The 15520-nt window shown below is 64.5% G+C and carries 6 protein-coding genes; 3 read left to right on the plus strand and 3 right to left on the minus strand.

Features of this window, described 5'->3' with window-relative positions; all coding sequences use genetic code 11:
* Positions 1-391: 391 nt before the first annotated feature.
* A complete protein-coding gene (locus ACOZJV_RS33700; protein ID WP_421549514.1) occupies positions 392-1009 on the minus strand; it encodes a TetR/AcrR family transcriptional regulator in 618 nt (205 codons plus the stop codon).
* 137 nt (positions 1010-1146) lie between these two features.
* Between ACOZJV_RS33700 and ACOZJV_RS33705 the strand changes: the two genes are divergently transcribed.
* A complete protein-coding gene (locus tag ACOZJV_RS33705) occupies positions 1147-2340 on the plus strand; it encodes an MFS transporter (RefSeq protein WP_421549515.1) in 1194 nt (397 codons plus the stop codon).
* 54 nt (positions 2341-2394) lie between these two features.
* Complete coding sequence (locus tag ACOZJV_RS33710; RefSeq protein ID WP_421549516.1) at positions 2395-3135, plus strand: thioesterase II family protein; 741 nt, start codon at positions 2395-2397, stop codon at positions 3133-3135.
* A gap of 78 nt (positions 3136-3213) precedes the next feature.
* Here ACOZJV_RS33710 and ACOZJV_RS33715 read toward each other — a convergent pair whose 3' ends face one another.
* Complete coding sequence (locus tag ACOZJV_RS33715) at positions 3214-4344, minus strand: cupin-like domain-containing protein (RefSeq protein ID WP_078473839.1); 1131 nt, start codon at positions 4342-4344, stop codon at positions 3214-3216.
* A gap of 148 nt (positions 4345-4492) precedes the next feature.
* Positions 4493-5467 carry a siderophore-interacting protein gene (locus ACOZJV_RS33720; protein WP_421549517.1) on the minus strand — a complete coding sequence of 325 codons (975 nt, stop codon included), beginning with the start codon at positions 5465-5467 and terminating at the stop codon, positions 4493-4495.
* A gap of 175 nt (positions 5468-5642) precedes the next feature.
* On the opposite strand from ACOZJV_RS33720, the gene ACOZJV_RS33725 reads away from it, so the two are divergent.
* On the plus strand, positions 5643-15461 hold the full coding sequence (locus ACOZJV_RS33725) for an amino acid adenylation domain-containing protein (protein ID WP_421549518.1): 9819 nt from the start codon (positions 5643-5645) through the stop codon (positions 15459-15461).
* Positions 15462-15520 lie beyond the last annotated feature (59 nt).

Here is a 15520-nt window from a genome sequence, read left to right on the forward strand (position 1 = left end):
GCGTTGAGGTCTTTGCCGGCATTGCTGTAGAGGCTGCTCCACAGGGCGTTGTAGTCGGCCACCGGGGCTTCGCCCTTGGGCGGCGGCGCGCCACGGCCGCGGGGGGGGGGGGGGGGGGGGGGGGGGGGGGGGGGGGGGTTTTTGGGGGGGGGGGGGGGGGGGGGTGTTTTCTCCCCCCCCCGGGGGGGCGCGGGGCCCCCCCGGGGGGGGGGCCCCCCCCGCACCGATACCGGAACTGGCGCCGGTGACCAGGGCCACTTGTCCATCGAGGGAGAGCTGCATGGGGCAATCCTTAACTCAGGGAGCGTGATTAGCTGACTGGTGAAGGTGGCCGGGAGTTCAGCGGGCGCGATAAATCCGTGGCGTGTTCAGGCGCTCAGGGGTTTCAGGTTCAGGCTTCGGCAGCGGTTGCTGCCGCTGCATCGCTGCGGCGCAACCCGCGCAGCAACAGGTTCAGGCCACCCAGGCTTTGCTCGAGCTTTTGTGCCGGGTGCGCGGCATTGGCGATCCACAGGGCAGCTTCCACCAGGCTGCCGTTGATCAGGCGCGCCAAGGCCAGGGGCGCGACGGGCTCCACCACGCGGGCGTCTATCAATTGCTGGAGCAGGGCGCCGAGGGACTCGATGCACTGTTCTTCGCCGGCCTGGGCGCTGTCGGCCAGCACCGCCCGGGCATCCTGCAACAGGATGCGCTGGATTTCAGGCTCCAGGGCCATGTGCAGGTAGGCATGACAGCGCTCGCAGAACGCCTGCCAGGGGTCGGCCACCGTGCTGGAAATCGCCGCCAGGCGCTGGTCCATTTCGGCGTCGATCTGCGCCACCACCGCCGCCAGCAAGCCTTTTTTATCGCCGAAATGGTGGTACAGGGCACCCCGGGTCAGGCCGGCTTCGGCGGTCAGGTCGTCCATCGAGGTCTGGGCGTAACCCAGGCGGCCAAAGGCCTGGCGCGCGCTGGCCAGCAGCTTGGCACGGGTGGCTTCGATCATTTCAGCGCGGGGGCGGGGGCTCATGGCGGCTACTCATCTGGGCAATGGGGTTTGACATACGGCGCGTATGTTCGCATTATTTCTCACATACGCACCGTATGTATTTTTACTGCAGCTGCTGTTTATGGCAAGTTGCACGCCCCTGCCGAGGTTGAAAGTCCATGGTTAATCCGTACCGCGAGCTGTTCCACGCCCCGGGCTCTCGCGCCTTTGTCATCGCCGGGATGATCGCCCGCATGCCGATCTCCATGACCGGTATCGGCATCATCACCATGCTCTCCCAGCTCAAGGGCGGTTACGGCCTGGCCGGCGCGGTGGCCGCTACCTTCGCCCTGGCCACGGCGTTTTGTGCGCCCCAGGTATCACGCATGGTCGACCGCTTTGGCCAGGGCCGGATCCTGCCGATCGCCGCCGGCGTCGGTGGCGGGGCGTTGCTGGCCCTGTTGCTGTGCACCCGCTTGCAGGCGCCGACCTGGACCCTGTTCCTGTTTGCCGCCCTGGCCGGCTGCATGCCGAGCATGTCGGCCATGGTCCGGGCGCGCTGGACCGAGCTGTACCGTGGCCAGCCGCTGTTGCAGACCGCCTATGCCCTGGAATCGGTGCTCGATGAACTGTGCTTTATCGTCGGCCCGCCGTTGTCGGTAGGGCTGTGCGTGGCGGTGTTCCCCGAGGCCGGGCCGCTGGTGGCGCTGCTGGCCCTGGCCGTCGGCGTCACCGCGCTGGTGTTGCAACGCGCCACGGAACCGGCGGTGCACCCCCATACCGGTTCGCAGCAAGGTTCGATCATTCGCTCGGTGGAACTGCGCCTGCTGGTGCTGTTGATGGTCGCCATGGGCACCACTGCCGGGGTGGTGGACGTGGTCAGCGTGGCCTTTGCCCAGCAGCAGGGCCAGCCGGCGGCGGCGAGCATCGTGCTTTCGGTGTACGCCATCGGTTCATGCCTGGCCGGCATTGCCTTCGGCGCCTGGAAGCCGACCTTGCCCTTGCCCCGCCTGTTTATGTACGGCGGCATCGCCACCGCCGTCACCACCTTGCCGCTGCTGATCGTGAGCAATATTCCCGGGCTGTCCCTGGCGGTATTTGTCGCCGGTCTGTTCTTCGCTCCGACCCTGATCGTGGCCATGGCCCTGGTGGAGAACATCGTACCCCCGGCCAAACTCACCGAGGGCCTGACCTGGCTGGTCACCGGCCTGAGCATCGGCGTGGCCATCGGGGCCGCCAGCTCCGGCTGGCTCGCCGACCACTATGGCGCGCGCAGCGGGTTCTGGGTGGCCCTGGGCGCCGGGGCGGTGGTGTTGTGGACGGCGGTGCAGAGCTGTCGCCGCCTGAGCCGCGGGGCACCACAGCCGGACTAATTTGCGGTGACCTCAATCCGTTCTCTTTACACATAACTGATTGAGGTAAGTGCAGTGACCCAACTGACACTGCTGTGCCTGCCCTATTCCGGCGCCAGCGCCATGGTCTACAGCCGCTGGCGGCGCAAGCTGCCGCAGTGGCTGAAACTGCAGCCGGTGGAATTGCCGGGGCGCGGTGCGCGTTTCGGCGAGCCGTTGCAGACCGACATGCGCGCACTGGCGCGGCAACTGGCCAGCGAACTGCTGCCCAGCCTGAAAGCGCCCTATGCACTGTTCGGCCACAGCCTGGGCGCCTTGCTCGCCTGTGAAATGGCCCACGCCCTGCGTGCCCTGGGCGGGCCGGAACCGGTGGCCCTGTTCGCCTCCGGCACCGCGGCCCCGAGCATGCGCTCGGAGTACGACCGCGGGTTCTCCGAGCCCAAGACCGACGCGCAACTGATCGAGCAGTTGCGCTCCCTGCAGGGCACCAGTGAAGAAGTGCTGGGCAATGAAGAGCTGATGAGCCTGACGTTGCCCATCCTGCGGGCCGACTTTCTGCTCTGCGGGCGTTTCCAGCCGGCCAATCGCCCGCTGCTCAGTTGCCCGGTGCATGTACTGGGCGGCAAGGCCGACCGCGCCACCACCGAGCAACTGATCGGCTGGAGCAAGGAAACCCACGGCAGTTTCTCGGTGGACATGCTGGCCGGCGGGCACTTCTTTATCCATGAACACGAAGCCAAGGTGCTGCGGGCAATCAAGGATTACCTGGAGGTGCATCATCGGCGGCATGGGCAAAAGGTTGCATTGAGCGTCTGAGCGGACGCTTTTCCCCTGCGGGTTGCTCCTGCACTCACGCGCCTCCGGCACTGACCCAGGGGCCAGTGCCGGCACCGGTTACCAGCCGCGTCCCGAATTGACCCAGAAATTCACCGAGAGCGAGGTGGAGACCGACTCCACCTGGTGGAACCAGCCTTCCGGCAGAAACAGCAGGTCGCCGGCCTCCAGGGTCACCCGCAGGAAGGTCACGTCACGGGCCTGGGGGAAGCGTTGGTAGTCAGGCGCATCCGGATTGAAGTCACAGCCGTCGAGCCCGCCTTTGGGCGCCGTGGACCAGGTACCCAGGGCGGGACGATGGTGGGGCGCAGCGAGAATAAACGACTTCTGCCCCCAGACCTGGGCGAACAGGTTGTCGGTGTCGTCACGGTGCAGGGGCGTCAGGGTGCCTTTGGGGCCGATCCAGATCCGTGGCGCAATGAACAGCGCGCGGTCGAAATAGGGCGGGTAGCTGATCTGCTCCATCAATTGCGCCGGCAAAATGTTGTTGCCCATATAGGCCGGCGGTTCGCCGTTGGGCCCCTTTTGGGCCGGGGCATCGAGGGACGCGATGAAGTCGGCCATGGAGGTGGAGCGGAAGTCGCGGTCGGTGGAAAAGGTCTTTTTCACGTAGTCGCCGTGGCGGGTAATGCCCTGCAACTCGGCGAAGTGCACCAGGGATTCTTCGCGGCCCATGTTGAACAATGGCCAGTCATTCAGGGCATTGCTGATTACCAGGGGAATGCCTTCGGGTAGGTAGTGGGCGCGGAAGTCGCCGATCGACAACGCCTGGCGGGCGATCCGCGCAACCTCTCGCTGTACCGGCTGCGCCGCTGAAACCCGCTCGCTGAACCTGGGCGGCGTCGGGTAGCGCTTGTTCATGTCGACCTTTTCCGCCCGGTCGCCATGGCGTGCGCTTTCGATGATTTGCGGCAGCAGGGTGGCCAGGCCCATGTTGCCGTCGATTTTCAGGCGGCCGCTGGCAAACAGTTCTTCGACATCGGCAACGCCGCCCATGATGCCGAGAAAGTCTTTTTCCGCGACGTTGATGGTGACATCCGGGCGGGCGTGCAGGCCGCTCTGGGTGGTGGTGCGCTCCCTGATTTCGGACCAGAACATCAGGTTGGGGGCGAAGACGAATTGAAATACGCCTTCGATGCCGACGGAGCCGGCATTGGCGAACAGCTTTGACAGAACGTTCTGCAAATCCACGGCATTCCCTCTGGGTGTATGTGGGCCTGAAGAGGGAACGAAGCCTGGGCTGGAAAATTTATCCAGGGCGCTGGCTCCCGCGCCGGGTATCGACAGGCCTCAGATTTGACACCCCATGAGCCAGGCGCAGCAGATCGTGAACAAGTCCTCAGTTCAGGCTTCGCCCTTGGCGCCAGTAGCCCATCAGCGTCAGTTCGCGGCGATCCAGGCCGCGCTCGGTGATCAGATGGCGGCGAATGCTCATCACCGCAGCGGATTCGCCGGCAACCCAGGCATAGAAGTGGCTGTGGGAGGGGCTTGCGCGTTCCCAGAGGATCTGTTGCTCGATGTCGACCTCCGGCAGCTTCGCGGCGCGCTGGGTGCCACTGGCCCTGGGCCCCAGGTCCGCCAGTTCGCGGGCGGCATGCAGCATGGCTTCACCATGGGCGCATTGCAGCAGGTCGCGGGGCAGCCAGTTCAGGCGGGTGTTCGGGCCGGTGCGCAGCGACAGGCAGTCGGCTTCGCCGGGCACTTCAATAAAGGCCTGCACCGCCATGGCTTCGGGGTGATCGGCCAACTCTTCGAGAATGCCGGCCAGTGCCGGCAGGGCGGTTTCATCGCCAATCAGCAGAATCTGCCGGGCGTCCGTGGGCGGTTGCCATTCATAGCCGCCCGGGTCGTCGGCAAACTCCAGGTTGGGCACGAGCATCTGCACGCTGTCGCCGACCTGGGCCTCGGTGGCCCAGGCCGAGGCCGGGCCGTTGACCCCATGCAGCACGAAGTCGACGTCCAGCTCGCACGGCTCGCGACGCAGGTCGCGGATGGTGTAGGTGCGCATGGGCGGGCATTGGCCCTTGCTCATCTGGCGCCTGACGGCTTGCCAGTCGCCCTGCCGGGGCAGGTTCGACGGCGTGCCGTCGGCGCCGGGAAAGAACAGCTTGATCCGTTGGTCCGGGGCCAGGGTGCGGGCCAGGGCAATGTCGGGGCTGGCAAACACCAGGCGTGTCAGCGACGGGCTGAGCACAATCCGGCGCTTGAGCTGGGCATCGATCATGCGGTAGGCAGTGGGCTGCCCGGCCGGGGTGCCGACCAGTCTGCGCAAGCCGTTACTCAGGGCGCGGCCGAGGGATGCTGCTGAGGACATGGAAATGCCTTTTTGCGAAGGGGTTACTGATTGGACGAGTTGTACCGAGGGGGATTTACCCGTGCCGCAGGGGGCTTGCGTCAGGGCGCAGGGCGCTAATTTTCTGTGCGGGTTATCCGTTCCGTAGGGATAGCCGAGCCAAAGCTCGATACCCAACATGTACGGAAGGCCCCAGATGAATGCTGAAAAGTCCCTGAAACTTGCCCGCCGCTTCATCGAATTGCCGCTGGAAAAGCGCCGGCTGTTCCTTGAAGGCCTGCGCGCGGAAAAGATCGACTTTTCGCTGTTCCCGATTCCGGCCGGGGTGCTGGTCGAGGACCGTCAGGCCCTTTCCTATGCCCAGCAGCGCATGTGGTTCCTGTGGCAGCTGGACCCGCAGAGCGGTGCCTATAACCTGCCGGGGGCCGTGCGCTTGACTGGGCCTTTGCATGAGCTGGCGCTGGAGCAGGCATTCGCCAGCCTGGTGGCGCGTCATGAGACCTTGCGCACGGTGTTCCGGCCAATGGCCGACCAGCGCCTGGAGCAGGTGCCCCTGCAACAGCCGCTGCGGGTCGAACACCTGGACCTGACCGAGCTGTCGGTGGATCAGCGCGAGGCCCGGGTGCGCCAGGAGGCTGAGCGGCAGTCTCTGGAACCCTTCGATCTGGAGCAGGGGCCGCTGCTGCGAGTGCGCCTGCTCAAGCTCGACCACGCCGAACATGTGCTGCTGCTGACCTTGCACCACATTGTTTCCGACGGTTGGTCGATGAACCTGCTGATCGACGAGTTCAGCCGTTTCTACAGCGCCCATGTCACCGGCGCCGAGGCGCTGCTGGCGCCGCTGCCGATCCAGTACAGCGACTACGGCCTGTGGCAGCGACGCTGGCTCGAAGCCGGCGAGCAGGAGCGCCAGCTCGATTACTGGCGCGAGCAACTGGGTGACGAACACCCGGTGCTGGAACTGCCCACGGACCGCCCGCGCCCGGCGCTGCCGAGCCATCGCGGGACCCGTCATGAATTCGCCATGGACGATGGCCTGGCGCAGCAATTGCGCAACCTGGCACGCCAGCAGAACGTCACCCTGTTCATGCTGCTGCTGGGGGCTTTCACTCTTCTTTTGCAGCGCTACAGCGGGCAGACCGATATCCGCGTCGGGGTGCCGATCGCCAACCGTAACCGCAGCGAACTGGAAGGCCTGATCGGTTTCTTCGTCAACACCCAGGTGCTGCGCACCCGGATCGACCCACAGGCCACGGTGGCTGAGCTGTTGCTGGCGATCAGGGACACTGCCCTGGGAGCCCAGGCCCATCAGGACCTGCCATTCGAGCAGTTGGTGGAGGCCTTGCGCCTTGAGCGCAGCATGAGCCATACGCCGCTGTTCCAGGTGATGTACAACCACCAGCCCCAGGTCGCCGACGTCACCACTTTGCAGCTGGAGTCCGGCCTGGAGCTGGGGTTGATCCACTGGCAGAGCCGCACCACCCAGTTTGACCTGACCCTGGATACCTACGAAAAAAACGGCAAGCTGCATGCCGCCCTGACCTACGCCACCGACCTGTTCGACCCGGCCACCGCCGAGCGCATGGCGCAGCACTGGCAGAACCTGCTGCACGCGATGGTGGCCGATGCCAGCCAGCGCATTGGCGACCTGGCGTTGCTGGACACCTACGAGCAGCGCCAGCTCATCAACGATTGGAACGCGACGGAGGTGGACTACCCGCTGGAGCGACCAGTGCATCATCTGATCGAGGCGCAGGTCGCCCGAACTCCGGAGGCGCCTGCCCTGGTTTTTGGGAGAGAGCAACTGACCTACCGGCAGCTCAACGAGCGCGCCAACCACTTGGCAAACCGCCTGATCGAGCTGGGCGTAGGTCCAGGCGTGCTGGTGGGCATTGCCGTCGAGCGCAGCCTGGAGATGGTCATTGGCTTGCTGGCGGTGCTCAAGGCCGGTGGCGCCTATGTCCCTCTGGACCCAGAGTACCCGCAGGAGCGCCTGGCCTACATGATCGAGGACAGCGGCATTGGTCTGCTGTTGACTCAAGGCCATTTGCTCGAGCAACTGCCAATACCCGAATCTCTTGCGCTCCTGGCACTGGACCAGCTTGATCCCGGTGCCGGCGTTGTCAGTAATCCTCAGGTCGCAGTGCACCCTGAGAGCCTGGCTTATGTCATCTACACCTCCGGTTCCACCGGCAAGCCCAAGGGGGCCGGCAACCGCCACTTGGCCCTGACCAACCGCCTGTGCTGGATGCAACAGGCCTACAGCCTGGACGCCAGGGACACGGTCCTGCAAAAGACCCCTTTCAGTTTCGATGTCTCGGTCTGGGAGTTTTTCTGGCCGCTGATGACGGGTGCCCGTCTTGCCGTGGCCGGGCCAGGTGATCACCGGGATCCGGCCAAAATGGTCGAGCTGATCCAGGGGTACCAGGTCAGCACGCTGCACTTCGTCCCGTCGATGCTGCAGGTGTTTCTGCTGGATCCGCAGGTTGCCAGTTGCACCAGCCTCAGGCGCATTGTGTGCAGTGGCGAGGCGCTGCAGGTTGATACCCAGCAGCAGGTTTTCGCCAAGTTGCCTGGGGCCGGGCTGTTCAACCTGTATGGTCCGACTGAAGCGGCCATCGATGTCACCCACTGGACCTGCCGTGAAGAAGGCAGGGACGGGGTGCCAATCGGCCAGCCGATTGCGAACCTGACCACCTACATTCTCGATGGCGCCCTGGAGCCTGTACCGGTGGGGGTGGTGGGCGAGCTGTACCTGGGTGGTGCCGGCCTGGCCCGTGGTTACCACCGTCGTGCGGGGCTGACGGCGGAGCGCTTCCTGACCAGCCCGTTCGGTGATGGTGCTCGTCTGTATCGTACGGGCGACCTGGCCTGTTATCGCGCCGATGGTGTGATCGAGTACCGCGGGCGGATTGACCATCAGGTGAAAATTCGCGGCTTGCGCATCGAGCTGGGAGAAATCGAAGCGCGCCTGATGGAACAGGATGTGGTCCGTGAGGCGGTGGTTCTGGCGGTTGCAGGTCCCGGCGGCCAGCAACTGGTCGGTTATGTGGTGCCCGCGTGTACGACTGAGCAGTCCGAATTGCGCGCGCAGATCCAGGCGCAACTCAAGCAAAACCTACCGGACTACATGGTCCCGACGCAGATTATTTTTCTTCAACAACTTCCCCTGAGCCCCAACGGCAAGCTGGAGCGCAAGGCACTGCCCAAGCCTGATGCACTGCAACAGCAGAATATCTATCAGGCGCCGCGCACCGAGTTGGAACAGCAGATCGCGGCGATCTGGCAGGACGTGCTGAAACTGGAACAGGTCGGCCTCACTGACGATTTCTTCGAACTCGGCGGGCATTCCCTGCTGGCGACCCAGGTGGTGTCGCGGGTGCGCCAGAGCCTGGGCCTGGAAGTGGCGCTGCGGACCTTGTTCGAGCACAGCCGGTTGGCGGAGTTTGCCGCGTCCCTGGGGCCAGTGACCCAGGGCCAGGAGCCGCCATTTGTGCGGGTTGATCGCGAGCAGCCCCTGGCCCTGTCCTATGCCCAGGAGCGGCAGTGGTTTCTCTGGCAACTGGACCCCGAGAGTGCCGCCTATCACCTGCCAACTGCCTTGCGCTTGCATGGGGACCTGGATGTCCAGACCTTGCAGCGCAGCCTCGACACCCTGATCGAGCGCCATGAGTCTTTGCGCACCACCTTTGTCGAGACGAGCGAGCGCACCCTGCAACGAATTGCCGGGCAGATGGCGCTGCCAATCGACCTTGAAGTCTTGCCGCCGGTCGAGGACCGCGCGGCGCAAATCAAGGCCAGGGTCGAGGTGGAAACCGCGCGCCTGTTCGACTTGCAGCAAGGACCGTTGCTGCGGGTCAAGCTGCTGCGCCTGGCGCCGGATGACCATGTGCTGATCCTGACTCAGCACCATATCGTGTCCGATGGCTGGTCGATGCAGGTCATGGTCGATGAACTGGTGGCGTTGTATGCCGGCCACAGCCAGGGCCTGAAGGTCGAGCTGCCCGAGCTGCCGATTCAGTACGCCGACTATGGCGTCTGGCAGCGGCAATGGATGGATGCTGGCGAGCGCGAGCGGCAGTTGGCGTACTGGGTCGGGCAACTGGGTGGTGAGCAGACGGTGCTGGAGCTGCCGGCCGATCATGGGCGCCCGGCGGAACAGAGTTTTCGTGGCGCGAAAGTCGACCTGGCCCTTGGCGCCGAACTGAGCAAGGCGCTGCGCCACTTGGCCCAGCAGCAAGGCGTCACCCCGTTCATGCTGCTCCTGGCCTCGTTCCAGGCCTTGCTGCATCGCTACAGCGGGCAGACGGATATCCGCGTGGGCGTGCCGATAGCCAACCGTAATCGGGTCGAGACCGAGCGCCTGATAGGCTTCTTCGTCAACACCCTGGTGCTCAAGGCCGAACTGGATGGCCAGGTGCCCTTTAGCGAACTGTTGCAGCACGTGCGCCAGACCGCCCTGGATGCCCAGAGCCATCAGGACCTGCCCTTCGAACAGTTGGTGGAGGCCTTGCAGCCCGAACGTAGCCTGAGCCAGAGCCCGCTGTTCCAGGTGATGTACAACCATCAAGGGGAAGGCCAGCAGGCCCAGGCTGCGCGGCAATTGCAGCACTTGCGCTTGGAGGCCTTGGAGTGGGACAACCCCACCTCGCAATTTGACCTGTCCCTGGACACCCAGGAACACGGCGAGGAATTTTCCGCGATCCTGACCTACGCCACCGACCTGTTCGAGGCGTCGACCATCGAGCGTCTGGCCCGGCATTGGCAGAACCTGTTGCAGGCGATTGTTGCCGACCCAGAGCAGCGTATCGGCGATCTGCCGTTGCTGGATGCTGCCGAGCAGCAGCGCATGATCAGTGACTGGGGCCGGGCGACCCTGGACTACCCGAGCCAGGCGCGGGTGCACCAGTTGTTCGAAGCGCGGGTCGAGGCCCAGCCCGAGGCGGTGGCGCTGATTTTCGAGGATGCACAACTGAGCTACCGCCAGCTCAACAGCCGGGCCAACCGCCTGGCTCGCCACCTGCAAGAGCGCGGTGTCGGCCCGGATGTGCTGGTGGGCATCGCGGTGGAGCGGGGTCTGGACATGATCATTGGCCTGCTGGCGGTGCTCAAGGCCGGCGGCGCCTACGTGCCACTGGACCCGGAATACCCCCAGGATCGCCTGCTGTGCATGATCGAAGACAGCGGCACCCGCTTGCTGCTGACCCAGAGCCACTTGCAGTCGCGCCTGAGCATTCCGGTCGGGGTCGCCAGCCTGTGCCTGGATCGGGACGCCGATTGGGCCGGCCTGGATGACGGCAACCTGGTCAACCGCGCCCTGGCGGATAACCTGGCCTACGTGATGTTCACCTCCGGTTCCACCGGACGGCCGAAGGGGGTTGGCATCAGTCAGTCGGCCCTGACCCGGCACGCCTATGTGTCCCTTGGATTCTTCAATCTCAATGGCAGCGACCGGATTCTGCAGTTCTCCACTTTCAACTTCGACGGCTTTGTCGAGCAGCTGTACCCGGCGCTGATTTGCGGTGCGTCGGTGGTATTGCGCGGTACCGAGATCTGGGACAGCGAGCGCTTCTACTGTGAGCTGATCAGCAAGCGCATCAGCGTGCTCGACCTGACCACCGCTTACTGGAACTTGCTGGCCAAGGATTTCGCGGCCATCGGCCCACGGGATTACGGGGTGCTCAAACAGGTGCATGCCGGTGGCGAAGCCATGCCGCCGGAAGGTCTGGCGGCCTGGAAGCAGGCGGGCCTGGAACAGGTGGTGCTGCTCAACACTTACGGCCCGACCGAAGCCACGGTCACGGTAACTGCCCTGGATTGCACCGACTACGTCAGTGGTGCGCGACCGACTCCACTGACCATGCCCATCGGCAATGTCCTGCCGGGGCGCAGCATCTATGTCCTCGACGACACCGGCAGCCCGGCGCCCATTGGCGTGGTGGGTGAGCTGGTGATTGGCGGCGAGTTGTTGGCCCGTGGTTATTTCAATCGTCCGGACCTCAGCGCCGAACGCTTTATGCCGGACCCGTTTGCCGAGCAACCCGGTGGTCGCCTGTACCGCACCGGTGACCTCGCGCGTTTCAATGCCGACGGCATCATCGAGTACGTCGGGCGTATCGACCATCAGGTGAAGATCCGCGGTTTCCGCATCGAGCTGGGTGAAATCGAAGCGCGGCTGCTGGAGCAAGACGGGATCCGCGAAGCCATCGTCCTGGCCCAGGCCAGTGCCAACGGTTTGCAACTGGTGGGCTACGTGGTGCCCGAGGATGTGCGCCAGGTCGGCACCGAGCCGGAAGTCCAGGCCAGCCTGCGCGAGGCGATCAAGGGTCGATTGCGCGAGCACCTGCCGGACTACATGGTCCCGGCGTACCTGCTGTTCCTCGAAAAACTGCCCCTGAGCCCCAACGGCAAGCTGGATCGCAAGGCGCTGCCAAAGGCCGACGCCAGCCAGATGCAGCAGTTGTACGTGGCGCCACGCAGCGAGCTGGAGCAGCAGGTGGCGGCAATCTGGCAGGAGGTGTTGAAGCTGGAGCAGGTGGGTTTGACTGACAGCTTCTTTGAACTGGGTGGGCACTCGCTGCTGGCGACCCAGGTGGTGTCCCGAGTACGGCACGCCTTGAATCGGGAGGTGCCGCTGCGCAGTCTGTTCGAGCACAGCAGCCTGCAGGATTTTGTCGCCTCCCTCGGGGATCGGCCGGCCCGTCACGAACCGCCGTTTGTGCGAGTTGAACGTGACCGACCGCTGGCCTTGTCCTACGCCCAGGAGCGGCAGTGGTTCCTCTGGAAGCTGGAGCCCGAAAGCGCCGCCTACCATATCCCTGCTGCGTTGCGCCTGCACGGCCCGCTGGATGTGCCAGCCCTGGAGCGCAGCTTCAATACCCTGGTCGCTCGTCACGAGTCACTGCGTACCCGTTTTGTCGACGACGGCGAGCGCACCTTGCAGGTCATCGACCACGGGGCGCCGTTGAATCTGCAATGGGATGTATTGCCGGCCGGCGGCGATCAGGCCGGCCAGGTCCGCGCCTATGTCGAGGCTGAAACCAGCCGCCTGTTCGACCTGCGCGAAGGCGCGCTGTTGCGGGTCAAGCTCTTGCGCCTGGCGCCGGATGACCATGTGCTGGTGATGACCCAGCACCACATTGTCTCCGATGGCTGGTCGATGGACCTGATGGTCGATGAGCTGGTGGCGTTGTATGCCGCCTACAGCCAGGGCCTGACGGTCGAGCTGCCCGAGCTGCCGATTCAATACGCCGACTATGGCATCTGGCAGCGGCAGTGGATGGACGCGGGCGAGCGTGAGCGGCAGCTGGGTTATTGGGTCGGGCAACTGGGCGGTGAGCAACCGGTGCTTGAACTGCCCACCGATTTCCCGCGCCCGGCTGAACAGAGCTATCGCGGTGCCCATCTGGATGTGCCGTTGCCGCCGCAGCTCAGTGGCGCCTTGCGAAGCCTGGCCCAGCGCGAAGGGGTGACGCCGTTCATGCTGCTCCTGGCCTCGTTCCAGATTTTGCTGCATCGCTACAGCGGTCAGGCGGATATCCGCGTCGGGGTGCCGATTGCCAACCGCAACCGGGTTGAAACGGAAGGCTTGATCGGCTTCTTCGTCAACACCCAGGTACTGAAAGCCGAACTGGATGCCCAGCAGCCGTTCCGGGCGGTGCTGCAACAGGTCCGGCAGGCGGCGCTTGGCGCCCAGGCGCATCAGGATCTGCCGTTTGAACAGTTGGTGGAGGAGCTGCATCCGGAGCGCAGCCTGAGCCACAACCCCTTGTTCCAGGTGATGTTCAACCACCAGGCCCAGGCCCAGCAGGCCCAGACTGGGCGGCAATTGCCGCACCTGCGCCTGGAGGCCCTGGAGTGGGACAACCCCACCTCGCAGTTCGACCTGTCCCTGGACACCCAGGAATACGGCGAGGAATTTTCCGCGATCCTGACCTACGCCACCGACCTGTTCGAGGCGTCGACCATCGAACGTCTGGCCCGGCACTGGCAGAACCTGCTGCAGGCGATTGTTGCCGACCCAGAGCAGCGCATCGGCGATCTGCCGTTGCTGGATGCTGCCGAGCAGCAGCGCATGATCACCGACTGGGGCCGGGCGACCCTGGACTACCCGAGCCAGGCGCGGGTGCACCAGTTGTTCGAAGCGCGGGTCGAGGCCCAGCCCGAGGCGGTGGCGCTGATTTTCGAGGATGCACAACTGAGCTACCGCCAGCTCAACAGCCGGGCCAACCGCCTGGCTCGCCACCTGCAAGAGCGCGGTGTCGGCCCGGATGTGCTGGTGGGCATCGCGGTGGAGCGCGGTCTGGACATGATCATTGGCCTGCTGGCGGTGCTCAAGGCCGGCGGCGCCTACGTGCCATTGGACCCGGAGTACCCCCAGGATCGCCTGCTGTGCATGATCGAAGACAGCGGCACCCGCTTGCTGCTGACCCAGAGCCACTTGCAGTCGCGCCTGAGCATTCCCGTCGGGGTCGCCAGCCTGTGCCTGGATCAGGACGCCGATTGGGCTGGCCTGGATGACGGCAACCTGGTCAACCGCGCCCTGGCGGATAACCTGGCCTACGTGATGTTCACCTCCGGTTCCACCGGACGGCCGAAGGGGGTTGGCATCAGTCAGTCGGCCCTGACCCGGCACGCCTATGTGTCTCTTGGATTCTTCAATCTCAATGGCAGCGACCGGATTCTGCAGTTCTCCACTTTCAACTTCGACGGCTTTGTCGAGCAGCTTTATCCGGCGCTGATCTGTGGTGCGTCGGTGGTGTTGCGCGGTACCGAGATCTGGGACAGCGAGCGCTTCTACCGTGAGCTGATCAGCAAGCGCATCAGCGTGCTCGACCTGACCACCGCTTACTGGAACTTGCTGGCCAAGGATTTCGCGGCCATCGGCCCACGGGATTACGGGGTGCTCAAACAGGTGCATGCCGGTGGCGAAGCCATGCCACCGGAAGGTCTGGCGGCCTGGAAACAGGCGGGTCTGGAACAGGTAGTGCTGCTCAATACCTACGGTCCCACCGAAGCCACGGTCACGGTGACTGCCCTGGATTGCACCGACTACGTCAGTGGTGCGCGACCGACACCGCTGACCATGCCCATCGGCAATGTCCTGCCGGGGCGCAGCATCTATGTCCTCGACGACACCGGCAGCCCGGCGCCCATTGGCGTGGTGGGTGAGCTGGTGATTGGCGGCGAGTTGTTGGCCCGTGGTTATTTCAATCGTCCGGACCTCAGCGCCGAACGTTTTATGCCGGACCCGTTTGCCGAGCAACCCGGTGGTCGCCTGTACCGCACCGGTGACCTCGCGCGTTTCAATGCCGACGGCATCATCGAGTACGTCGGGCGTATCGACCATCAGGTGAAGATCCGCGGTTTCCGCATCGAGCTGGGTGAAATCGAAGCACGCCTGCTGGAGCAAGAGGGGATCCGCGAAGCCATCGTCCTGGCCCAGGCCAGTGCCAATGGTTTGCAACTGGTGGGCTACGTGGTGCCCGAGGATGTGCGCCAGGTCGGCACCGAGCCGGAAGTCCAGGCCAGCCTGCGCGAGGCGATCAAGGGTCGATTGCGCGAGCACCTGCCGGACTACATGGTCCCGGCGTACCTGCTGTTCCTCGAAAAACTGCCCCTGAGCCCCAACGGCAAGCTGGACCGCAAGGCGCTGCCGAAGGCCGACGCCAGCCAGATGCAGCAGTTGTACGTGGCGCCACGCAGCGAGCTGGAGCAGCAGGTGGCGGCAATCTGGCAGGAGGTGTTGAAGCTGGAGCAGGTGGGTTTGACTGACAGCTTCTTTGAGCTGGGTGGGCACTCGCTGCTGGCGACCCAGGTGATTGTCCGGGTGCGTGAGCAGCTTGGCGTCGAAGTGCCGCTCAAGGATTTGTTCATTGCCAGCAACCTGCAAGCGTTCGCCGAGGGTATCGCCGCCCTGAAATCCGATAGTCAGCCACTTCAAGACGAATTAGCTAAATCTTTGGCTGCCCTCAAACGTTTATCAGGAGAAGAGCTTGAGAAGCTAATTTCATAGCGAGGAGTGGTGGCGTGCAAGAACTGATCGGGGCGGTGGGCGAGCTTTCACCGAAAGAG

This window comes from Pseudomonas sp. QD4 (genome assembly GCF_049199125.1).
GTDB lineage: Bacteria > Pseudomonadota > Gammaproteobacteria > Pseudomonadales > Pseudomonadaceae > Aquipseudomonas.